At 64.1% G+C, this 22,559-nt stretch carries 18 protein-coding genes and 1 pseudogene; 10 read left to right on the forward strand and 9 right to left on the reverse strand.

Annotation, left to right across the window (positions count from 1 at the left end):
• Positions 1 to 66: 66 nt before the first annotated feature.
• The 5 genes from secA to KO516_RS00860 all read left to right on the forward strand — a co-directional run bounded on the left by secA (position 67) and on the right by KO516_RS00860 (position 7,629).
• Positions 67 to 2,814: a preprotein translocase subunit SecA gene (secA, locus tag KO516_RS00840; protein ID WP_216001910.1), complete on the forward strand. Its 2,748-nt coding sequence runs from the start codon at positions 67 to 69 to the stop codon at positions 2,812 to 2,814.
• 546 nt (positions 2,815 to 3,360) lie between these two features.
• Positions 3,361 to 4,440 carry an MlaE family lipid ABC transporter permease subunit gene (locus KO516_RS00845; protein WP_216001911.1) on the forward strand — a complete coding sequence of 360 codons (1,080 nt, stop codon included), beginning with the start codon at positions 3,361 to 3,363 and terminating at the stop codon, positions 4,438 to 4,440.
• Positions 4,440 to 5,267: an ABC transporter ATP-binding protein gene (locus tag KO516_RS00850; RefSeq protein ID WP_216001912.1), complete on the forward strand. Its 828-nt coding sequence runs from the start codon at positions 4,440 to 4,442 to the stop codon at positions 5,265 to 5,267. Before KO516_RS00845 ends, KO516_RS00850 begins: the two co-directional genes overlap by 1 nt.
• Entirely contained in the window at positions 5,257 to 6,999 is a 1,743-nt protein-coding gene (locus KO516_RS00855; RefSeq protein WP_216001913.1) for an MlaD family protein, read from the forward strand. Before KO516_RS00850 ends, KO516_RS00855 begins: the two co-directional genes overlap by 11 nt.
• 6 nt (positions 7,000 to 7,005) lie before the next feature.
• The gene (locus KO516_RS00860; protein ID WP_216001914.1) at positions 7,006 to 7,629 is read left to right on the forward strand and encodes an ABC-type transport auxiliary lipoprotein family protein; all 624 of its coding nucleotides are present in this window, start codon (positions 7,006 to 7,008) and stop codon (positions 7,627 to 7,629) included.
• A gap of 222 nt (positions 7,630 to 7,851) precedes the next feature.
• Here the strand turns inward: KO516_RS00860 and KO516_RS00865 are convergent, their stop codons facing one another.
• Complete coding sequence (locus tag KO516_RS00865) at positions 7,852 to 8,745, reverse strand: LysR family transcriptional regulator (protein ID WP_216001915.1); 894 nt, start codon at positions 8,743 to 8,745, stop codon at positions 7,852 to 7,854.
• 202 nt (positions 8,746 to 8,947) lie between these two features.
• Here KO516_RS00865 and KO516_RS00870 point away from each other — a divergent pair, with 202 nt between their 5' ends.
• Genes KO516_RS00870 through KO516_RS00890 form a run of 5 tightly spaced genes read left to right on the forward strand, consistent with a single transcriptional unit; the run spans position 8,948 to position 15,980 of the window.
• Positions 8,948 to 10,513 carry an ABC transporter substrate-binding protein gene (locus KO516_RS00870; RefSeq protein ID WP_216001916.1) on the forward strand — a complete coding sequence of 522 codons (1,566 nt, stop codon included), beginning with the start codon at positions 8,948 to 8,950 and terminating at the stop codon, positions 10,511 to 10,513.
• An 11-nt stretch (positions 10,514 to 10,524) separates the two neighbouring features.
• Positions 10,525 to 11,448 carry an ABC transporter permease gene (locus KO516_RS00875; protein ID WP_216001917.1) on the forward strand — a complete coding sequence of 308 codons (924 nt, stop codon included), beginning with the start codon at positions 10,525 to 10,527 and terminating at the stop codon, positions 11,446 to 11,448.
• Between the two features lie 12 nt (positions 11,449 to 11,460).
• The gene (locus KO516_RS00880; RefSeq protein WP_216001918.1) at positions 11,461 to 13,443 is read left to right on the forward strand and encodes a dipeptide/oligopeptide/nickel ABC transporter permease/ATP-binding protein; all 1,983 of its coding nucleotides are present in this window, start codon (positions 11,461 to 11,463) and stop codon (positions 13,441 to 13,443) included.
• Positions 13,433 to 14,563: an ABC transporter ATP-binding protein gene (locus KO516_RS00885; RefSeq protein ID WP_216001919.1), complete on the forward strand. Its 1,131-nt coding sequence runs from the start codon at positions 13,433 to 13,435 to the stop codon at positions 14,561 to 14,563. The genes KO516_RS00880 and KO516_RS00885 overlap by 11 nt, the downstream gene beginning before the upstream one ends.
• A gap of 31 nt (positions 14,564 to 14,594) precedes the next feature.
• Positions 14,595 to 15,980, forward strand: coding sequence for an LLM class flavin-dependent oxidoreductase (locus KO516_RS00890; protein WP_216001920.1), 1,386 nt, complete (start codon positions 14,595 to 14,597; stop codon positions 15,978 to 15,980).
• A 126-nt stretch (positions 15,981 to 16,106) separates the two neighbouring features.
• On the opposite strand, the gene KO516_RS00895 is transcribed toward KO516_RS00890, so the two are convergent.
• From KO516_RS00895 to KO516_RS00930, 8 genes and pseudogenes are all read right to left on the reverse strand, one after another.
• A complete protein-coding gene (locus tag KO516_RS00895) occupies positions 16,107 to 17,462 on the reverse strand; it encodes an LLM class flavin-dependent oxidoreductase (RefSeq protein ID WP_216001921.1) in 1,356 nt (451 codons plus the stop codon).
• Positions 17,463 to 17,549: 87 nt separating this feature from the next.
• Positions 17,550 to 18,839, reverse strand: coding sequence for an ABC transporter substrate-binding protein (locus KO516_RS00900; RefSeq protein WP_216001922.1), 1,290 nt, complete (start codon positions 18,837 to 18,839; stop codon positions 17,550 to 17,552).
• Entirely contained in the window at positions 18,788 to 19,264 is a 477-nt protein-coding gene (locus KO516_RS00905) for an ATP-binding cassette domain-containing protein (protein ID WP_216001923.1), read from the reverse strand. The genes KO516_RS00900 and KO516_RS00905 overlap by 52 nt, the downstream gene beginning before the upstream one ends.
• Entirely contained in the window at positions 19,261 to 20,274 is a 1,014-nt protein-coding gene (locus KO516_RS00910; RefSeq protein ID WP_216001924.1) for an ABC transporter ATP-binding protein, read from the reverse strand. The genes KO516_RS00905 and KO516_RS00910 overlap by 4 nt, the downstream gene beginning before the upstream one ends.
• A complete protein-coding gene (locus KO516_RS00915; RefSeq protein WP_216001925.1) occupies positions 20,249 to 20,440 on the reverse strand; it encodes a hypothetical protein in 192 nt (63 codons plus the stop codon). Before KO516_RS00915 ends, KO516_RS00910 begins: the two co-directional genes overlap by 26 nt.
• A 13-nt stretch (positions 20,441 to 20,453) precedes the next feature.
• Positions 20,454 to 20,726 (reverse strand): annotated as a pseudogene (locus KO516_RS24665) (hypothetical protein); the annotation flags it as partial.
• 163 nt (positions 20,727 to 20,889) lie between these two features.
• Positions 20,890 to 21,828, reverse strand: coding sequence for a LysR substrate-binding domain-containing protein (locus tag KO516_RS00920; RefSeq protein ID WP_216001926.1), 939 nt, complete (start codon positions 21,826 to 21,828; stop codon positions 20,890 to 20,892).
• A 422-nt stretch (positions 21,829 to 22,250) separates the two neighbouring features.
• A complete protein-coding gene (locus KO516_RS00930; protein WP_216001928.1) occupies positions 22,251 to 22,556 on the reverse strand; it encodes a hypothetical protein in 306 nt (101 codons plus the stop codon).
• Between the last annotated feature and the right edge of the window lie 3 nt (positions 22,557 to 22,559).

The following is a 22,559-nucleotide window of genomic DNA, read 5'->3' on the forward strand; positions in this document are numbered from 1 at the left end:
TGTGCGAGGCGGGCAAGCGGATGCCATCGCACGAACACGGTTTTGTCAGACAGGAAACGGGCACGAATGCTGGGCATCGGAACGATTGCACGAAAGGTCTTTGGTACGCCGAACGACCGCAAGGTCAAGGCAACGCGCCCGCTGGTCGAAAAGATCAACGCCCTCGAGCCCGAGTTCGAAGCGCTCGATGACGCCGGGCTGGTCGCGAAGACCAAGGAGTTTCAGAAACGCATCGCTGACGGTGAAAGCCTTGATCACCTGCTGCCGGAGGCCTTTGCAAACTGCCGTGAGGCCGCCAAGCGGGCGCTTGGCCTGCGGGCGTTTGACACGCAGCTGATGGGCGGGATCTTCCTGCATCAGGGCAATATCTCGGAAATGAAGACGGGCGAGGGCAAGACCCTTGTTGCGACCTTCCCGAGCTATCTGCGGGCGCTGACCGGCAAGGGCGTGCATATCGTCACGGTCAACGATTACCTCGCCCGCCGCGACGCCGAATGGATGAGCAAGGTCTACGGCGCGCTTGGCCTCACCACCGGCGTGGTCTACCCGCAGCAGCCCGAGGATGAAAAGCGCAGCGCCTACGCCGCCGACGTGACCTATGCCACCAACAACGAGCTGGGCTTCGACTATCTGCGCGACAACATGAAATCTGAGCTGAGCCAGATGATGCAGCGCGGCCATTACTTTGCCGTGGTTGACGAGGTCGACAGCATTCTGGTCGACGAGGCGCGCACGCCGCTGATCATCTCTGGCCCGTCGCAGGACCGCTCTGATCTTTACATGTCGATCGACAAGATCATCCCGGCCCTGCCGGAAGAGGCCTATACGATCGACGAAAAGACCCGCAACGTTACCTTCACCGAAGAAGGCAACGATGCGCTCGAAGAGGTGCTGCACCAGCGCGGCATCCTTCCCGAAGGCCAGACGCTCTACGACCCGGAAAGCACCACCGTGGTGCACCACGTCAATCAGGGTCTGCGGGCGCACAAGCTTTACACTCGCGACAAGGATTACATTGTTCGCGATGGGCAGGTGGTGCTGATCGACGAATTCACCGGCCGCATGATGAGCGGGCGGCGGCTGTCGGACGGTCTGCATCAGGCCATCGAGGCCAAGGAGGGCTGCCAGATCCAGCCCGAGAATGTCACCCTCGCGCAGGTGACCTTTCAGAATTACTTCCGCCTGTATGACGGGCTGTCGGGCATGACCGGCACCGCCGTCACCGAGGCCGAGGAATTCATGGAGATCTATGGCCTTGGCGTGGTCGAGGTGCCGACCAACCGCCCCATCGCGCGCATCGACGACGATGACAGGGTGTTCCGCACCGGGCGCGAGAAATACGACGCCATCGTCGAAGAGATCAAGGTTGCGCATGGCAAGGGCCAGCCGGTTCTGGTGGGCACCACGTCGATCGAGAAATCCGAGATGCTCTCGCAGCTTCTGGGCAGCGCCGGGCTGCCGCACAACGTTCTGAACGCGCGCCAGCACGAGAAAGAGGCGCAGATCGTCGCCGACGCGGGTAAGCTGGGCGCGATCACCATTGCGACCAACATGGCCGGGCGCGGCACCGACATCAAACTGGGCGGCAACGTCGAGTTCAAGGTGATGGAGGCGCTTGCCGCTGAGCCCGATGCCGACCCCGAAGCGATCCGTGCCCGTATCGAAGCCGCGCATGCCGGCGATGAAGAGGCGGTCAAGGCCGCCGGGGGCCTGTATGTTCTGGCCACCGAGCGCCACGAAAGCCGCCGCATCGACAACCAGCTGCGCGGCCGGTCGGGCCGTCAGGGCGATCCGGGACGCAGCTCGTTCTACCTGTCGCTCGAAGACGATCTGATGCGCATCTTCGGCTCGGAACGGCTGGACAAGATGCTTTCGAAACTGGGCATGAAAGAGGGCGAGGCGATCATCCACCCTTGGGTGAACAAGTCGCTGGAACGCGCTCAGGCCAAGGTCGAGGGCCGCAACTTCGACATCCGCAAGCAATTGCTGAAATTCGACGACGTGATGAACGATCAGCGCAAGGTGATCTTTTCGCAGCGGCTCGAGATCATGGAAGCCGAAGATGTCTCGGAAATCACCGAAGACATGCGTCACGAGGTGATCGAGGAATTGGTCGACCTGTATATCCCGGCGCGCAGCTACGCCGATCAGTGGGATACGCAGGGGCTCTATGCTGCCTGCATTGAGAAACTCTCCATTGATGTGCCGGTGATCAAGTGGGGCGAGGAAGAAGGCGTCGACGCCGAGGTCATCCGCGAGCGTCTCGTAGAGGCGGCCGACAAGGCGATGGCGGAAAAGGCCGAGGCCTTCGGCCCGGACACCATGCGCCAGATCGAAAAGCAGGTGCTGCTGCAGACCATCGACCAGAAATGGCGCGACCACTTGCTGACGCTCGAACATCTGCGCTCGGTGGTGGGGTTCCGCGGCTATGCGCAGCGCGATCCGCTGAACGAGTACAAGACCGAGGCGTTCCAGCTGTTTGAAACGATGCTGGAATCGCTGCGTGAGCGGGTGACGGAACAGCTTGGCCGCATTCGCCCGATGACCGCCGATGAGCAACAGGCGATGATGGGGCAGCTGGCCCAGCAGCAGGCGGCGCTTCGCCAGCAGACAGATCAGGCCGCCCCGGTGGCCGCTGGCAACGCTTCGGCAGCCACTGGCGAGGCTCCGGCGCCGACGCAGGTCGCCAACGCGTCTGCACTCCCCGGCTTCGACGAAACCAACCCCGCGACCTGGGGCAATCCAAGCCGGAACGATCCCTGCCCCTGCGGGTCGGGAGAAAAGTTCAAGCATTGCCACGGCAGGCTCGCCTGATCTGATTGTCGAAGAAAACGGCGAAGTTCGTCCCAAATCGGACCAAGTTTGTCCAGAGGACAGTATATAGGGGTGCCAAGCGGCGCCCCTATTTCATTTGTCAGCAGTCCCGCGTCATTCACATGAAACCGACCGGCCGCCGCGGCGCGCTTGGGGGCGCGTAGGGGCCACCATCCCGCCGAGGGTGACGTCGCAGCGGTGAAAAGCCAAGGCGCTTTACCTGATCCGCTGACGCCGTAGCGGAGACCCTGCGGCAGTGTGACCAAGGCGCTGGAACAGCTCTTGCCTTGACCCGGCGGTGAACCGGTCCTCATAACATGGGGATGGATCGGATTTTCACGGAACGTCTGGGGTTGCCCTGCAAGGGAAATCTACGGGGTCCGAAACCGGATAGTAGAATGTCATGATCAGTCAGGCGCCATATTCAGTTCATGCAGCCGATGCACAGGGCGTGGTGTCGGGGGGCCGGAACGCTGCGGGCTGTCCGCAGGCTTTGGCTGTCGGCGTGGTCCGGTGGGCGTGGGTCGGCCAGCCCGCGAACGGTCGATGAATCTGCAGCTGACTGGCCGTCTCGTGGTCGCAAGGCTGGATGAGGTGCGCGCGCAATTCTCGACGGTGGCGGATACGCGGGAGCTGTGTGTGGATCTGTCGGGCATCGAGGCTCTGGATACGGCCGGGGCTTGGCTGATCATCGACACGCAGAGCGCCATTCAGGCCCGTGGCGGGCGCTGCGATATTGTCGGCGCGTCGCCGCTTCAGGGCGAATTGCTGGACGTGGTGCGGCAGAGCCTCCCCGAAAAGGCCGCGCCCACGGCATCGCGGCACGATTTTGTCTACTGGGTCGAGGCGATCGGCAAAAACACATGGCGCGGCATTCTCAAGCTGATCGAGATCCTCAGCTTCTTTGGCGCGGTGCTGGCGTGCTTCGCTGGGGTGGTCCGGCATCCCTCGCGGTTGCGGCTGACGGCGCTTGTGCATCACATGCAGCAGATCGGGGTCAATGCCACGCCCATCGTGTCGCTGATGGCCTTCCTGATCGGTGTGGTCATGGCGTTTCAGGGGGCCGTGCAATTGCGCCAGTTCGGGGCAGAGGTGTTTGTCGTCGATCTGATCGCGATCTCGGTGCTGCGCGAACTGGGCATCCTGCTGACCGCGATCATCGTTGCCGGGCGCTCTGGCGCGGCCTTTACCGCCGCGATCGGGTCGATGAAGATGCGCGAAGAGATCGACGCGATGCGCACGCTTGGGCTTGATCCGATCGAGGTGCTGGTCCTGCCACGGGTTCTGGCGCTGGTCCTTGTGCTGCCCTTGCTGGGGTTCGTGGCGGATATCATGGGGCTGCTCGGCGGGGGACTGATGTCGTGGATCGAACTGGGCGTCTCGCCGGGCATGTTCCAGACCCGACTCTATGAATCCGTCGATGTCTGGCACTACGCCGTGGGTCTGATCAAGGCGCCGTTCTTTGCCGTCATCATCGGGATCATCGGCAGCTACGAAGGCATGAAGGTTGGTGGCGACGCCGAGTCTCTGGGCAGCTTGACCTCGACCTCGGTCGTGCTGTCGATCTTCCTCGTCATCCTTGCCGATGCGCTGTTTTCCATCTTCTTCGCCGTGGTGGGGGTGTGATGGGGGATAGCAACGATGCCGTTATCCGGGTACGCGGCCTGCGCACGCAGTTCGGCACGCATGTGGTGCATGACGGGCTGGACCTAGATGTGCGTCGCGGCGAGGTGCTGGGCATCGTCGGCGGGTCGGGAACGGGGAAATCGGTGCTGTTGCGGGCCATCGTTGGTCTGCTCGAGCCGGCGGCGGGCAGCGTCGAGGTGTTTGGCACCAGTCTGCTGAACGCCTCGGCGGATACGCGGCAAGCCGTCGGCCGACGCTGGGGCGTGATGTTTCAGGACGGGGCGCTGTTCTCATCGCTGACGGTGCGCGAGAATGTCGAAGTGCCGATGCGAGAACAGACCGATCTGGATGCGCCGACCCGGCGCGCCCTTGCCGAGCTCAAGATCTCCATGGTTGGCCTGCCGCCGCTGGCCTGTGACAAATATCCCTCGGAACTGTCGGGCGGCATGCGCAAACGCGCCGGGCTTGCGCGCGCGCTTGCGCTGGACCCCGAAATTGTTTTTCTGGATGAACCCACGGCGGGGCTGGATCCGATCAGCGCCTCTGCCTTCGATGCGCTGATCAAGAAGCTACAGACCACGATGGGGCTGACCGTTTTCATGGTGACCCATGATCTGGACAGCCTGCATGCAATCTGTGACCGCATCGCCGCGCTTGCCGAAAAGAAGATGCTTGCCACCGGCACGATGGCGGACATGCTGAAGATGGATCACCCTTGGATGCACCAGTATTTTCACGGACCGCGCGCGCGTGCGGCGGGGCTGGACCATGATGCCTCCGCCGCCACGACGCCGGTAATCGAAGGGCCGACTGCCGATGGAAACTAAAGCCAACTTCGTTCTGATCGGAGCCGTGACCCTCGCCGGATTGCTGGGGATGATGGGTCTGCTGGTCTGGTTCGCCAAGATCGAGATCGACCGCCAATACGCTGTCTACGAGGTTCTGTTCGACGATGCCTCGGGGCTGGGGATGGCGGCGGACGTGCGTTACAACGGGCTGGCGGTCGGCAAGGTCATCGGGCTCGATCTCGACCAGACCGATCCCAGCAAGGTTCGGGTGCAGATCGAAGTCGCCGCAACCACCCCCATCAAGACCGACACAACGGCGCAGCTGAACTCGCTGGGGGTTACCGGCGTCGGCTACGTCGCGCTGACCGGGGGCAGCGCCGAGGCGCCGCTGTTGCGCGACACTGGAGACCCGAACGCGGTGAAACTGATCGAGTCGGAACGCTCGGTCGTTCAGGCGCTGTCCGAAGACGCCCCGGATCTGGTGTCCGAGGCCGTCGCGGCGATCCGGGACGTCCGCAACTTTCTCGGGGCTGAGAACCAGCAATCTGTGGCCAATGTGCTGAGCAATCTCGAAAGCGCATCGGGGCAGCTTGAAACGGCGCTGAGCGATTTTTCGGATATCTCCCGGACGGTCTCGGATGGCGTGGGCGAAATCACCAAGTTCACCGGGCGGCTGGATGTCATCGGCACATCGGTAGAGACGGCGCTGGTCTCGATCACCGAAACGCTGGACGTCGCCAAACTGGCCATTGCCAGTGTCGAGCCGACATTCCGCTCGGCGAGCGAAGCGTTCACCACCGCCGAGGCAACCATCGATGACGTGGATACCTTCGTGCAGACCCGTGTGCCGCAGATTGCCGATGATCTGACGGCAGCCATTCGCTCCGTCGAGACCGCCACGACAGAGCTGCGCCCGCAGCTCGAAGAGGTGCTGGCGCAATTCGGTGGCACCGCCATGGCCGCAACGCAGCGCTTTGACGAGCTTGAAGCCACCATCGCCGGTCTGGATGCGACGCTTGCAGAGGCGCAGGCCTCCTTCGGGGCCATCGAAACCGCCTCTGGTGCGTTTCAGCTTCTGGTAAGCGGCGAGGGGACGGCACTGGTTACCGATGCCCGCGCCACCCTGACCACGGTGAACGAGGCCGTCGCCAGTGTGGACAGGATGCTGAAGGACGACATTCCCCCCATCGTTGCCGACATCCGCAGCGCTGTCAGCTCTGCCAGCAGTGTGATCGACACGGTGTCTGCCGATGTGAGCGCCTTTACCAACAGCCTCGACCCGCTGGCGGCCAGCGGCGAGGAAACCCTGAAGGCGGCGACACAGACCTTGCAGAACGCCGACCGCACGCTGGCCAACCTCGACCGGGCCCTGACAACGACCGAGACGACACTGGACACTGCAAAGGGCGCGTTCGCAAAGGCCGACACGGTGTTGTCCACCGATCTGGGGCCTGCGGTGGCCGATATCCGGACCGCCGCCGGGCAGGTCGAGACAACGATGTCCTCGCTGGCCGCCGATATTCCCGCCATCACCACCGACCTGCGCGCAGCGGCCGCGCGCACGCTGAGCCTGGTCGAGAACATCGAAGCGACGGTGGCAACCAGCGCGCCGCCCGTGCAGGCGTTTGCCCGTGACGGGCTGCCGGAGTTCACGAGATTCGCCCTTGAGGCACAGCAACTGGTGACGCGACTGGAACAGGTGGCCAAGAAACTGGAACGTGACCCGGCCCGGTTCTTCTTTGGCAACAGCCTCCCGGAATTCAGGAGATAGGCAGACATGAGAATTCGTAGTGCAATGCGACGGGCGGTGCTGACGCTTGGGCTGGCCACCTTGGCCGGATGTTCGGCGCTTTCCAGCATCGACTCCGCCTCAAAGCCGCTGAACACCTACGAGCTGAGCCCGCTGCCCGCGGTGTCGGGCACAGTGCGGCGCGGGCGCGCATCGATCGAGGTGGCGATGCCCACGACCACAGGGGCGCTGAGCAGCGATCGCATCGTGATCAAGCCCACCCCGCGCGAGATTCAGACCCTGCCGGATGCCCGCTGGGTCGATGACGCGGCGGCGCATGTCCAGCTGCTTCTGGTGCGTTCGCTGGCGAATTCGGGGCGGTTCTCACTGGTCACCAGCGCCGGGGTGGGGCCAACGCCCGATTATGTGCTGATGAGCGATCTGCAGGCGTTTCAGGCCGAAGTTTCCGGTGACGAGGTCAAGGTGGTCATCCAGTCGACCCTGACCCTGCTGCGCGACAGCGATGGCGCGATCCTCGCCTCGCGCAGCTTCAGCAGCGCCGTGCCGGTGGCGGATACCTCGGCGGCGCGCATCGTCGAAGCCTTCGACATGGCCATGACCGCGCAATTGACCGAGATGGTCGACTGGCTGGCCAGCACGCGCGGGCTGTAGAAACGGCCCAAACGCAGGTTCGAGACTCGCCCGATGATCGCTCATGCGGGCGGCTTGGGCGAAAGCGGTGGGGATCTGGCCTGATGCAACCGGCGGGCGGTGCAAAAGATGCATATCGAAGCGGCATTTTCATGTGGCTTGCATCACATGCTGCAGGACGACTCATAACCAGAAGTTCAGAAGCGCCCCCGCCTGCAAACTGCGGCGATGCGAGCCCAAGGTTCAGTCGTTGCGGCGCGCTGCGGTCACATCCAGCAAATGTTCGACGAATTTGCGCGCGATCAGGGTTTGCGGCTTGATCGGATTCTGCAGCAGATAGATCGGAACCGACAGCGGCTCTGCGAGCGGGCGCACCACCACATCCGCGCGGTCGAACAGTTTGGCGGATTCCTCGTCGACGACGCCGATGCCGTGGCCGTCAGCGACCATCCGGCACAGCATCGCGCCGATTGCCACCTCGATCTGGCTGCGCAGCGGCAGTCCTGCCATCAGCATCGAAGCCTCGAATTTACGGCGTATTTCATCGCCAGCGCTGAGAGACAGCAGCCTTTCGCTGCTGAGCTGGTCCAGCCGGATCTGTTTCTCGCGGCAAAGGCGGTGGCGCGTTGGCAGCACGCAGACGGCGTGCAGATCGAACAGCACGGTCTTGTCGACCGACAGGTCTTCGCTTCGGGCTTGCGAGATACCGATGTCGAGCTCTCCGCGCGCCACGCGCTGCACCGTTTCGGGCGAGCTGACCGACCGGAACGACAGTGACAGGTCGCTGTATTCATACAGAAAATCGCGGATTGCGCCGGGCAGCCACCCGGTTGACAGCGCCGGAATGCAGCTGATTTCAAGGCGCGCATGTTCAAGCCGTGCCAGCCCTTGCGCAAAGCTTTCCAGATGGCCGAAGCTTTCGGTCATCCGCGCCGCTTCCAGATAGAAAGACCGGCCCTCATCGGTTGGGTTCAGCCCCTTGGCGCCACGTTTGAAAAGCCGGACGCCCAGCTCTGCTTCAAGCATTTTCAAAGACTTGCTGACGGCGGGTTGCGACAGAGACAGACGCTGTGCGGCGGCTGTGACCGATCCGGCCTCAAGCGTGGTGACAAAGATCTCGCATTGCCTGTAATTCATCTGCTTCCATAACCTGAGGTAATAAAACCCTAGCATACATGATTTGACAGCAAAGTTGGCTGTTGCGCAAGCTGGGCTCACTTACACGGGAAAGCCGCCGCAGAGCAGGATACCCCGGATCAGCGATTTGCAGATTTTCCTCCAGATCTCCCGCAGCCTTGCGCTTTGCGGGCCCAGAAACTTGTTGCCAACGGGACATGACATGAACCAGATCCTCCCTACGCGTCGGCCGGCCCTGTCCGTCCGCTCGTTTGCCGCCTCAGTCTTGCTTGCCACCGCGCTTCCGCTTGCCGCCATCGCCGCGCCCGAGGGCGAGCTGCGCATCGCCGTGGGGGCGGATGCGACCACCTTTCACCCGCATGTGAATTCGCTGCCCGTGGGCAACGCCGTTGACGGGCTGGTGTTTCAGCAGCTGTTCCGGATCGACGGTGAAAATCAGGTCGTGCCGTCGCTCGCCACCGACTGGAGCTGGTCCGAAGACGGCATGACCTTTTCGGTGATCTTTGAAACCGGCCATAAGTTCAGCAACGGCAGGCCGGTCGATGCAGCCGCCGTTGCGGCATCGTTCAACCAGCTTCTCGACCCTGACAGCGGGTCGATCTACGCCGGGCTCTACGGCTCGCTGGGCGAGGCGGTTGCGCAGGGCGAAGACACCGTCGTGTTCAACATGGCCGAAAAGAATGGCCACGTTCTGATGCTGCTGGCCAACAGTGCCGCCGGAATCATCGACACACAGGCCAACGCCGAGATGGGCGCGGAATACGGCCGCAAGCCGGTGGGCAGCGGCCCCTACATGGTCGATGAATTCATCGGTGGCGAGCGGTTCAGCCTTGTGCCGAACCCCGGTTACACCGGATCGCGCCCGGCGACGCTGGAAAAGATCACCTTCATGGCGGTGCCCGAAGACGGATCGCGGATGGCGCTGCTGGAAACCGGCGATGTCGACATCGTCGATCGGGTTCCGGCGGAATCCATCCCCACCATCAACGCGCTTGACGGGGCTACGGTGATCCTGCCCGACAGCATGTTCTCGATCTCGATGGAGATGGTGCTGCGTGGCCCGCTGACCGACAAGCGGGTGCGCGAGGCGCTGAATATCTCGCTCGACCGCGCCGGCATGGTGCAGGGCATTCTCGGGGGGCTTGGTACGCCGTCGCAAGGGCAGGTCGGCCCCGGTACCGAAGACGCGCTGCGTGTGACCTTCGACGAAAAACCCTATGATCCAGAGCGCGCCAAGGCGCTGCTGGCCGAGGCCGGCTATGGTCCGGGCAACAAGCTGGAACTGCGGGTCAACTGCCCCAATGGGCGTTACATCAAGGATGCGCAGGTGTGTCAGGCGCTGACCGGGGAGTGGCAGGCTATCGGCATTGATGCCAAGGCCAATATTCTGGATCTGCCCAGCTGGTCTGCCGCGCACCGGGTGCCGCTGGACGAGCGCACATACGATATGTCGATGATCGGACGCGCCACGGCGGGCATCGACTTCACCCTGTACCGGTTGTTCCACACCGGGGTCAGCGCCAACACCTCTGGCTTCAGCGACGAGCGGGTCGACCGCCTGCTGGCCGAGGGCCGCGCCAGCACCGATATCGACGCGCAAAAGGCCGATTACGCCGAGATCCAGAAGATCATCTGGGATGAGATGCCGTTTGTCTTCCTGTGGTACCAGAAGCAGGCCATCGGCATCGCGGATAACGTGACCGGTTTCACCATTCGCCCGGATGAAACCATGCTGTTCGACGACGTTCACGTCTCGGCCGGCGGCTGAGGAGGCGGGCCATGTTCATCCTCAAGCGTCTTCTTGCCGCCATCCCGACCTTGTTCGTGGTCAGTCTGCTGGCCTTCTGGTTTGTCGATCTGATCCCGGGCGATCCGGCGGCGCAGCTTGCGGGGAACATGGCCACCGATGCCGAAATCGCCGATATCCGACATCATCTCGGGCTCGATCGGCCACCGTATGAACGGTATCTGCTGTTCCTGCGCGGCGTGGTTGATCCCGAGATTGCCACATCCTTTCGCACCTCGCGCCCGGTGGTGCTGGAAATCTCCGAACGGATGCCCAAAACGCTGATCATCGCCATCGGCGGTCTGCTCATCGGGCTGGGCTTTGGCGTGGTCACCGGGGTGATCTGCGCGCTGCGGCAGGGCGGGTGGTTTGATGCCATCGTCACGGTGCTGACGCTGGCGGGAATTTCCATGCCGATCTATTGGCTGGGCCTGCTGTGCATCTGGCTGTTTGCGGTCAATCTTGGCTGGCTTCCCGCCGCCGGGGCGGCGACGCCCGCCCATTACGTGCTGCCGGTGCTGGTGGTCGCGACCCGCCCGGCGGCGCTGTTCAGCCGGCTTGTCACCGCCAATCTGCTTGAGGTGATGGGCAAGGATTACCTTGATACCGCTCGCTCCAAAGGGTTGCCGGAACGGGTGGTGATCCTGCGCCATGCGCTGCGCAATTCGCTGGTCGCCGCCATCAGCGTGGCGGGGGTGCAGTTCGGTGGCATGCTTGGCGGTTCGGTGGTCACCGAGACCGTGTTCGGCGTGCCGGGGCTGGGGCGCCTGTTGGTCAGCGCCGTCGGCAGCGGAGATTACCCGGTGATCCAGTACAGCGTGTTGATGTTTGCGGTGTTCTTCGTGGTGATCAACCTTGCGACTGATCTGCTGGGCCAGTGGCTGGACCCGCGCACCCGCGATTACGCGGCTGCCTGACAGGATGACTTCATGACCATGACCTCTGCCACCAGTGACATCGCCGCCCGCCCCGGGCCGCGTCTGATCCAGCACCCGCGCCTTGCAACGCTGCGCCGCATCGCCAGCGCGCCCAAGGGGCTGATCGGTCTGGCGATCGTGTCGCTGATGATGATCCTTGCGCTGCTGGGGCCGTGGCTGGCGCCGCTTGACCCTTATGCGCAGGATTTCATGGCGACGCTTCAGCCGCCCTCTGCCGCGCACTGGTTCGGAACCGATCAGCTGGGTCGCGACGTGTTCAGCCGCATTCTTGTGGGGGCGCGCTCGTCCTTGGGGATCGGGGTTGGCGGGGTGGCCGTGGCCTTTGTCATCGGGGTGCCGCTGGGGCTGGCCGCGGCCTACCTGCGCGGCACCTTCGATCAGTTGCTGATGCGCGGCGTCGATATCCTGCTGTCATTCCCGGATATCGTCTTTGCGCTGGCGATCGTCGCGATCATGGGGCCGAGCACCTTCAACGTGATCCTCGCGGTGGGCATCGTGTCGATCCCGGTGTTTATCCGCACCACCCGCGCGGTTGCCATGAGCACCCTGAGCGAGCCCTTCGTCGAAGGCAGCGTATCGCTTGGCTGTTCGCCGCTGAGGGTGATGGCGCGGCATGTACTGCCGAACATGGGCGGCATTCTCGTGACACTGTGCAGCCTGCTGTTCGCCTCGACCCTGCTGACGGCATCTGGCCTTAGCTTTCTGGGGCTGGGCACGCAGCCGCCGGAACCGGAATGGGGCACGATGCTGGGCGAGAGCCGGTCCTACATTCGCACCCATCCATATATGGCGAGCTTTCCGGGGCTGTTTCTGGCGCTGTCGGCGCTGGGCTTCAACCTGCTGGGCGAAGAGCTGCGCCACATCTATGATCCGACCGCCGCAAAACGGCGCAAGGGGCAGGGGCTACTGGCGCGACTGAGGAAAACCGCCCCGCGCGAAACCACGGCGCAGGCGCGGGCGCGTGCCAGTACCGTCAGCGATGCCGCCGCGCTGGGCCGCGATCTCGAGATTTCCTATCTGACCGACAAGGGCCAGCTGCCTGCGGTGCGCGGCGTCGATTTCGTTTTGCGCCGTGGCCGCACGCTGGCGGTCGTCGGGGAAAGCGGGTCGGGCAAGTCGACGCTGCTGCGAGCCGTCGGCACGCTGCTGCCGCGTGGGCAGGCCATCGTGTCGGGCGGATCGCTGCGGATCGCGGGCGAAGACGCGTCCGGGTTGACCGGCCCGCAGATCCAGACCCTGCGCCGCAAGCATATCGGCATGGTGTTTCAGGATGCCGCCAGCGCGCTCAACCCGGTGATGACCATCGGGGCGCAACTGGCCGAAGCGATCAGTGCGGGCCAACCCCTGAGCGCAAGCGCGCTGCGCGCCCGCTCCGTCGCCCTGCTCGACGCGGTGCAGATTGCCGATCCCGAAAGCCGCCTTTCGGCCTATCCTCACCAGTTTTCCGGGGGCATGAAGCAGCGCATCGTGATCGCCATCGCGCTGGCGCAAGAGCCGCAGATCCTGCTGGCGGACGAGCCGACCTCGGCGCTGGATGTGACCATCCAGCAGCAGATCCTTGCGCTGTTGCGCAAGATGCAGAAGGACCGCGACATGGCGATGATGCTGGTGACCCATGATCTGGGGCTGGTGGCGCGCTATGCCGATGACGTGGCGGTGATCTATGCCGGGCGCATCGTCGAAACCGGGCCGGTGGACGAGGTGTTCTGCAACCCGCGCCATCCCTACACCCGCGCGCTTGCCGCATCGACGCCCAAGCTGCGCCATGACGGATCGACCCGGCGTCTGCCCGCGATTACCGGCGAGCCGCCGATGCTTGGCCAGTTGCCCGCAGGCTGTGCCTTTGCGCCGCGCTGCGGGCGGGCCGCAGGCCGGGCGATCTGCGCCACACAGCAGCCAGAGCTGGCCGCGCGCGGCAGCAGCGCCGCCGCCTGCCATTTCCCTGATGAAACGGAGAGTGCCGATGCCCCGTGACATGCGCCATATGCGCCCGGCGATCTCGCCAGAAGGCAGGGGTGAAAATGATGTTCAGGCACCCGGCGACATATTGCAGGTGCGCGATCTTTGCGTGTCCTTTCCGGTCGGCAAATCGCTGTTTCGCAGCAGCGCGCGGCGCTATGTGCGCGCGGTGCAGAACGTCAGCTTTTCGGTGCCGCGCGGCGGCTGCTATGCCATCGTCGGGGAAAGCGGGTCTGGCAAAAGCACGCTGGCCCGTGCCATCGTCGGGCTTGTCGGCATGACCTCAGGCGAGGTGATCATCACCGGGCACAAGCTGTCGGGTCTTGGCGCGCGCGAGCGGCGCAAGCTGCGCCGCCGGGTGCAGCTGGTGTTGCAGGATCCGCGCGCCTCGATCGACCCTCGGATGCGGGTGCGCGAGGTGCTGCGCGAGGCGCTGCTCGTGCATGACATCGCCCGCGACAAGGCCGATCAGGCCGAGCGCATCGACCGGGTGATCCGTCAGGTCGGGCTGAGCACCGCCCATCTGGACCGCTTTGCCAACGAGCTGTCGGGCGGGCAGCGCCAGCGCGTCGCCATCGCCCGCGCGGTTATTCTGGAGCCGGAGATCCTTGTGCTGGACGAGCCGGTCAGCGCGCTCGATGTGTCTATTCAGGCGCAGATCATCAACCTTCTGGTCGATCTTCAGGATCGGCTGGGCCTGACCTATGTGATGATCACCCATGATCTGGCGCTGGTCAGCCATTTCGCCGGCAGCACCGGCGTGATGTATCTGGGGCGGTTTGTCGAACAGGGCAGCGCCCGGCAGGTCTGCAACGCGCCGCGCCATCCCTATAGCGAAAGCCTGCTGTCGGTGGTCGCCAGCGATGACCCCGAGGTCGAGCGGACCCGCGATGTGACCCTGCTTCAAGGCTCCATCCCAAGCCCGCTTGCTCTGCCGTCGGGATGCGCCTTTCACACCCGCTGCCCGCATGCCGTTCGGGTGGCCGCCACGCTGCCACCCGAGTCCCGCATGGCGCGCGGTACGTCCGAGATCCCCCGGCGCTGCGCCGAAGTGGCCCTGCCCAACGCCGGCGGTGCGCCCGCAAGCGGCTGCCATTGCCATTATCCGCTTGCGCCGGCCGCAAGCGATCACTGACCTCCGGCGCCGCCGGAAAAAGGAGAAGACGATGCCCAAGTCCCCTCGCCGCATGAAGATCGGCATCAATATGGTGCAGAACGGCGCGCATAATTCCGGCTGGCGTCACCCGGACGCAAACGCCGGGATCGCCAATGATTTCAAGGGCTATGCCCGGATCATCCAGAAGGCCGAAGCGCAAAAGCTGGATTTCATGTTTCTGGCGGATGGCGCTGCGGTGCGCATTCCGCACAAGGATGCCGAAGAGCTGAGCCGCCACGGCCATATCGACCGGTTCGAGCCGCTGACCCTGCTCGCGGCGATGTCGGCGGTGACCGAACACATCGGCCTGATCTGCACGGCCTCGACCACCTACAATGAACCCTACGCCCTGGCGCGCAAATTCGCCTCGCTGGATCATATCAGCGGCGGGCGCGCCGGGTGGAACGTGGTGACGGGCTGGTCTGAAGAAGAGGCGCTGAATTTCAGCCGTGACGCGCTGATGGAGCATTCCGAACGCTACGAGCGGGCCAATGAATTCTTTGACGTGGTGACCGGGCTCTGGAACAGCTGGGATGACGATGCCTTTGTGCGCGACAAGGAGGAAGGGCGCTATTTCCGCCCCGAGGGCATGCATCTGCTCAACCACAAGGGTCCGCATTATCAGGTGCGCGGGCCGCTCAACCTCGAACGCTCGCCGCAGGGCCATCCGGTCATCGCGCAGGCCGGGGGCTCGGGACCGGGGCGCGATCTGGGCGCGCGGATCGCGGATATCATCTACACCGGGCAGAAGGACAAAGCCATCGCGCAGGAGTTCTATGCCGACATGAAGGCGCGGGTTGCTGCCGCCGGGCGCGACCCGGACGCGGTGATGATCATGCCGGGCATGATGCCGATCATCGGCGCCACCGAAGCCGAGGCGCAGGCCAAGCTCGACGAGTTGAAGGCGCTGGTGCACCCGGCGGTCGGGCTTCAGCTGATTTCCAAGATGTTCGGCGATCTCAGCGGCTATGACCCTGACGCGCTGATGCCGCTGCCGCTGCCGGATTCGAACGGGGTCAAAAGCGCCATCGAGCAATGGGAGCGGCGGCTTGCAAAGACCCCGATGACCATCCGGCAGGTCTACGAGGAAATCTCGATCTCGTCGGGGCACAATGTCTGCTGCGGAACGGTCGAACAGATCGCCGATGTCATGCAGGACTGGTTCGAAACCGGGGCCTGCGACGGCTGGAACCTGATGGCGCCCTACATGCCGGGCGGGGCAGAGGAGTATCTGGATCTGCTGGTGCCCGAGCTGCGCCGCCGCGGGCTGGCCCAGAGCGAGTATTCTGGCGACACGCTGCGGGCGCGGCTGGGGCTGGAATCGCGGCCCAACCCGCTGTCCGGCAAGGATGGTGCCGGATCGGTGTCGGATGAGCCCATCGCGATGAGCCATTAGAGAGTCCCCGCCGGGGGGTGCTCCCTCCTTCCGGTTCGACTGGGCGGGTCTTCGGGCCCGCCCTTTTTCATCGCGGGTGCAGGGCAACCCTCCGCGCCGGGGCGCGGGGGCGTTCAGGTCAAAAGGTCAGGCGGGCGAGGTTTCGCGCGCCCGCATTGCGCTGTAGCGGTTGCGATGCGCCGGCAGGCCGAGGTTTTCGCGCAGGGTACGCCCTTCGTATTCGGTGCGAAACAATCCGCGCCGCTGCAATTCGGGCACCAGAAGATCGGCCACATCCGCCGCGCCGCCGGGCAGGTGCGGCACCGTCAGGTTGAACCCGTCGCAGGCGTGCTTGTGGAACCAGTCTTCCATGATGTCGGTAATATCGGCAGCAGTGCCGACATAATTGCTCGACGCCTGACCCGCCTGTTCCAGATAGAGTTCGCGGATCGTCTTGCCATCCTGACGGGCGCGCGCGATCAGCCGGTCGGCGCCGCCGCTCAGCCCTTCACGCTCGCCCGAGAGGGTGTAATCTTTGGGGATCGGTTCATCCAGCGGCAGGCCGGACAGATCACCAAAGGTGTCGGCAAGGAACGACAGCCCCACCACCGGGTCGATCAGGCCTTGCAGCATCTCGAATTTTTCCTGCGCCTCGTCGCGCGAGCGCCCGATGTAGGTGCGAAAGCCCGGCATCACCCGCAGCGCATCGGTGGGCCTGCCGAATGCCTCCAGCCGCTCGCGCATGTCGGCGTAATATTCCAGCGCCTCCTCCACGGTGCGCGAGGCGGTATAGATCACCTCGGCATGTTTGGCGCCGATGTCGCGCCCGGCGGGTGAATTGCCCGCCTGTACCACGATCGGACGGCCCTGCTGCGACGGGCGCGCGTTCAGCGGGCCGCGCACCTTGAAATGCTTGCCCTCATGGTTCAGCCGGTGCATCCGCGTGTCGTCGAAGAACACGCCCGAGTCCTTGTCGAGCGTGAAGGCATCGTCTTCCCAGCTGTCCCATAGCCCGGTGACCACATCGGCGCATTCTGCGGCGCGCTCATACCGCTCGTTGTAATCGCGCACCTGTTCGAGGCCGAAGTTCTTTGCCTCTTCGTTGGACCACGAGGCGACGATGTTCCACCCGGCGCGGCCATGGCTCATCAGGTCCAGCCCGGCAAAGCGCCGGGCGAGGTTGTAAGGTTCGTTATAGGCGGTCGAGGCGGTGGTCACGAGACCAAGATGCGTGGTGATCGCCGAGATCGACGCCAGCAGCACGGTGGGTTCGATGTCGGTGATATACTGGCCAAGGCGCGCAAGAGAGCCGCGCGGCGTGTCCTTGGCCCGCACCCCCGCACCATCGGCAAAGAAGATCATGTCGATTTTGCCGCGCTCGGCATGGCGGGCGACCGTATGGTAATGTTCGATCTGGCTGGCGCCGTTTGCAGGCACATCCGGGTGGCGCCAAGCGGCAGGGTGATATCCAAGCCCGCGCATCGACAGGCCGAGCCTCATCATTCGTTTTGTCATCGTCGTAGTCCGTTTTCCGAGCTGGAGGGCGGGCAAATGGCCCTTGGGCGCGGCGCTGCGCCCAAGGGCATAGCATCAGTAGACGTAGCCGGCCTTGGTCATGAAGTCGCGCGCGATTTCAAGGCTGTACTCGATGGGCTTCAGCGTCTCGGCATCGTATTCCGGCGCGGTGAAAGGCATCGGCACGGTGCCCGGCGCGCCAAAGCCGCTGGCGATTTCCGACACGATCTGTTCGCGCGGCATGGCGTGGCTGAAAGCCTGCCGGACATAGGCGGCGGCTTCGGCGGCGCGGCTTGGGTCCTTGCGCCCCAGCGGCGTATCGACACCGGTGCCGAAGACCGGATGCTTGAGATTGTAGCAGACATGCTGCCACTTGTAGCTGTCGTAGGTGTTCACCTTGCCCCAGGACGGATCGATGGTGCCGACCAGCGATCCGATGTCATACATCGGGTCATGGGCGTCGATCTCGCCGGATTTGAGCGCCGAGAGAACCGCATCCGAGCCTTGAATGTTCACAAGGTAATAGGTCTGAACGTTGCCCGGCGTGTCCTTCCAGTAATTGGGGTTCTTGGTATAGACGAAAGCCTTGCGCATCTGGTCCTGACCTTCGCAGACCCACGGGCCAGTGCCGACGCCGCCCTTGGCGGTGTAGGTCGATCCATCCGACAGGGCGACCTCGTACGCGCCGTTCCACGTGTTGAACGGATGGGCACGCAGCTCGCCCGGCGCGATGCCTTGCAGCACGTGTTTGGGCATCACCTGCATCGCATTCATCACCCAATGTTCGAACTGGATGGTGAATTTCGGCAGCTCCACGGTGACCTCAAGCGGGCCGGTGGCCTTGAAGGCATCGGGCGAGCCGAAAATCTCGGTGAAGGCGGCGTTGAAGGGCGAGGCATAGGCCGGGTCCATGATCATCGACCATGTGAACACCACGTCTTCGGCGGTGAAAGGCTCGCTGCTGTGCCACGTCACGCCCTCGCGCAGGGAGATCACCCATTTGGTGCCATCGTCCGACACGGTGTGGCCGGTGGCGAGCGCCGGCATGATCTGCTTGGACTCCCAATCCTTGTATTCATACAGGCGGTTGTAGAGCGGGCCAAAGACGTTGGCGTCGGAATAGCCGCCGGTATACATCGGCGTCAGGTTCTGCGGAGGCTGCCACGACGCAAAGGCGGCGCTGGCATCGTCGCCGCCGTCTTCGATGATCCAATTTTCCGGATCGGGGAAGAACACCGGGTTGAAGGTGGTGCCGGAAAAGCCCGACAGCTTGGGGTTCGTGGCGATGACGTCTTCGGGATAGAACAGGATGGTCATCGGCTGGATATCGTACCAGCGTTTTTCAAAGCGCTTGATCGCGTCCATCCGCGAGGCTTCGTCGCGGGTTGCGGCAGCAGCTGATGAACCCGCAGCGGTTCGGTCAGGGTCTGCGCGATGGTCCAGCGCGGGTTGAGCGACAGATACGGATCCTGAAACACATATTGCGCGCGCCGCCGCATCGCCAGTTCGGCCTTGCGGTCCGCCCCGCCGAGCGGCCCGAGAAGATCCTTCCCGCCCAATCGGACCTGCCCGCCGCTGGCGCTGATCAAGGCAAGGATCGAGCGCGCGGTGGTGGATTTTCCGCAGCCGGATTCCCCCACAAGGCCCAGTGTCTGGCCGCGCGCCACGCTGAAGGAAACGTCATCGACGGCGCGGATCACCCCGATTTGCCGCCGCCGGAACAGTCCGCGCCTGCTGACCGGATAGTGCTTTTGCAGACCACTCACTTCAAGCAGATCAGGGGTGGTCATGCGGCATCCTCTTCGATCTGTGAGCCGCGCCGCAGGCAGCTGACCGCATGGCCCGGCCCGCTGGCACTCATCCTTGGCAGCCTCGCGGCGCAATCGGGCATGGCCTCGGCGCAGCGGGGATGAAACTGGCAGCCGCCGGGGCGCTGGGCGGGGTTGGGCGGGCGGCCACCGATGGCGGGCAGGTCGCGCGAACCGGGCGCATAGCGGGTGTCGATGCGCGGCGTGCTGTCTAGCAGGGCGCGGGTATAGGGGTGCTGGGGGTCGCGAAACACCGCCCGCACCGTGCCGCTTTCGCAGATGCGCCCGGCATACATCACCGAAATCCGGTCGGCCATGCGCGCCACCACGCCCATGTCATGGGTCACCAGCAGGATCGAGGTGCGGAAGGTCTCTTTGATCTCGTCCAGCAGATCGAGGATCTGCGCCTGAATCGTCACATCGAGGTTGGTGGTCGGCTCATCAGCAAGGATCAGCGCCGGATCGCAGAGCAGCGCGCGTGCGATGCAGACCCGTTGTTTCATGCCGCCCGACAGCTCGTGCGGGAACTGCCGCAGCCGGCTGCTGGCGTCGGTGATGCCGACCTGTCGCAGCAGGTGGCCGACCCGGTCGCGGGTTTCGCCCCGGCCCGCGCCGCTGTGCCATGCATAGATCTCGCCCAGTTGCTTGCCGATGGTCAGGATCGGGTTGAGCGAATGCGCCGGGTTCTGGAACACCATCGCCATGCGCCGCCCGCGCAACTTGCCAAGCTGGGCGGTGGACATCGCGGTCAGCTCGGCACCTTCGAACATCACCCGCCCGCCGGTGATCTGTGCGCCCGAGGGGGCAAGCCCCATCAGCGACAGCGATGTCACCGATTTGCCCGAGCCGGATTCGCCGACAAGGCACAGGGTTTCCTGCGCTCCGACGGTCGGATCGACGCCCATCACCACCGGCACGTGGCCGAAAGCGACCGACAGGCCGCGCACATCCAGCAGGGCCTCGGGATCATTTGACACGGGGGTTGAAAGCATCGGACAGCCCATCTGCAAGAAGGTTGAAACCCAGCACGGTGACAAAGATCGCGGTGCTCGGGATGATCGAGGCCCAGGGCGACACCTTGAGCTGCTCGTAGTTGAAGTACAGAAGCTGGCCCCAGCTGATCGCTTCGGGGTCGCCAAAGCCAAGGAAGCTGACCATCACCCCGAAGCAGGTTGCCCGCCCAGATCAGGTAGCGGGTCGTCGCCGGCTGATCGAGGCCGTAATAGGCGGTCATCTGGTCGATGGCCTGCTGGCTGATGCCGGGACGTTCGGCCAGCAGGATTTCGATCGGGTTGCCCACCGCATTGACTAGCGCAAACACGATGACGCTGACGCCAAACAACAAAATCGCGGAAAAGATCAGGCGGCGGATGATGAATTGGGTGAGCAGCAAGCCAAGGCTCTCCTGTGTTCGCAGGGCGGGTTCAGCGCGCCTTAGGATCAATGTTTTCAGGGGTTATGTTGCGATCAGGTTGCGCCGCGCCGGCCGACAGGGTCAAATTCCAAATTCTGCGTGTCCACCTGCCTCAGGTTATGGGGCGGGCGCGGCAACGCAAAAAAGGCCCCCGCCAAATGGGGGCCTTGGTGATGTGCTGCGGTGCGAGGGGTCAGGAATGGGCGGGCATGGCCGTGCTGTCATGGGTTGGCAGCCCCAGCGCAGGCCCGAGGCTTTCGGCATGGGCGCGAGCCTGTTCGATGAAGCGGCGAACCTGCGAGCTGCGCGGCCGGTGGCGCGGCAACAGCAGCCGCACTTCGGAACTGACGGTGGGCGAAAACGGTCGGCAGGTCAGCAATTCGGTAAACGCGCCAAGATACAATGGATTGAGCAGCGCAACCCCGGTGCCCCGCACCACCATGGCACAGATGCTGGGGGCCATCGACGCTTCGGTGACGATATCGCGCTGCACACCGGCATGGGCAAAGATATCGTCCATCTGGGCCCGCAGATCCGAGGTCGGGGTGAAGTTGATGAATCGCTCGCCTTGCAGATCCCGGGGCGTCAGCGCCGCTAGCTTAGCAAGGCGATGCCCATGCGGCATGACGCAGACATAGGGGCGGCGATCCAGCGCGATATGCTCGATCTCGGGGTTGTCGAGCGGGTGTGAGGACACCCCGATATCAAGCCCGCCCGAAATCAGCATATCCGCGATCTTGAGCGTGCTGCGGGCGTGCAACGCCACCCGTGCGGCGCGGTTGCTGGCTTGGTATTCGACGATCAGATCCTGAATGAACCCGGTCGACAGCGCTGGCATGACCCCGACCGACAGCAGCATGCCTTTCATGTTGCGGATGTCAGAGGCCGCGGTTTCCAGCCGGTCAAGCCCGCGGTACAGGCGGGTGAGCTCTTCGAACAGCAAGTGCGCGTCGCCGGTGGGGCGGATGCGGCCCGGGCTGCGCTCGAACAGCGATAGCCCGGTATCCTGTTCCAGATGCTGAAGCAGCTTGCTGATGGCAGGTTGCGAAACGCACAGGCGCGACGCGGCGCGGCTGACGGTGCCGGTTTCGATAACCGCCTTGAAAGCCTCGATTTGTCGAACGTTGAGCATGGGCATCCCCTTCAGGTCGCGCCGGTGATTTTTGGGTCTGCGATAGATCTTTGCTTCTGCAATCGCCGCAGAAAGTCCGGGTGTCCGGGCCGCTAGACAACAACGCATGTGCTGCTCTTTGTTCGGGCACCGGGCCGGGAAATTGTTGCGGAATGGGCAGACTGGAAAGGCGCGCTCCGGGGGGCGGTGCCGCACCCCGCGTTCTGCCCCCGGACGTTGCCGCCTGCGGGGCGGTGCTGCCGTAGCGCGGATCTGGCTTGCGGCGCTGGCAGGCCGAGTCGGCTGGCGGGGCCTCTGCGTCGCATCCCGGGCGATGTGCTGGGCGAAGGCGCGGGCGATGACAACCTGCTCGGCGCGCAGGGCAACGACTGGATGCGCGGCTCTTATGACCACGATGCGCTCTATGGCGGGGCGGGAGGCGATTAGCTCTGGGGCAGGTTCAGCGATGACGCCGTCCACATCGAGAACGGCTTGGCAACGATACAGTGGATGCCGAAGGCGTGGCGCAAACCAGTGGCGATCTGCTGAGGGCCTTGGCCGATTCCCAACCTGACACTGCTGATCGGGGAGATCAGCGGCGTGAGCATCGCCCAGTATGGATCGTTCTGGAGCAACGAAAGCGCCAGTGTCGACAACGCCGCATCATTGACGGCCTTGGGCGGGGCGGATCTGATGAAGGCGCTGATGTCAGCCTGCCGTGTCGGTGGCAGAAACAGGCGCCTGTGCAAGGC

The organism is Citreicella sp. C3M06, from assembly GCF_018860705.1.
Lineage (GTDB): Bacteria > Pseudomonadota > Alphaproteobacteria > Rhodobacterales > Rhodobacteraceae > Salipiger.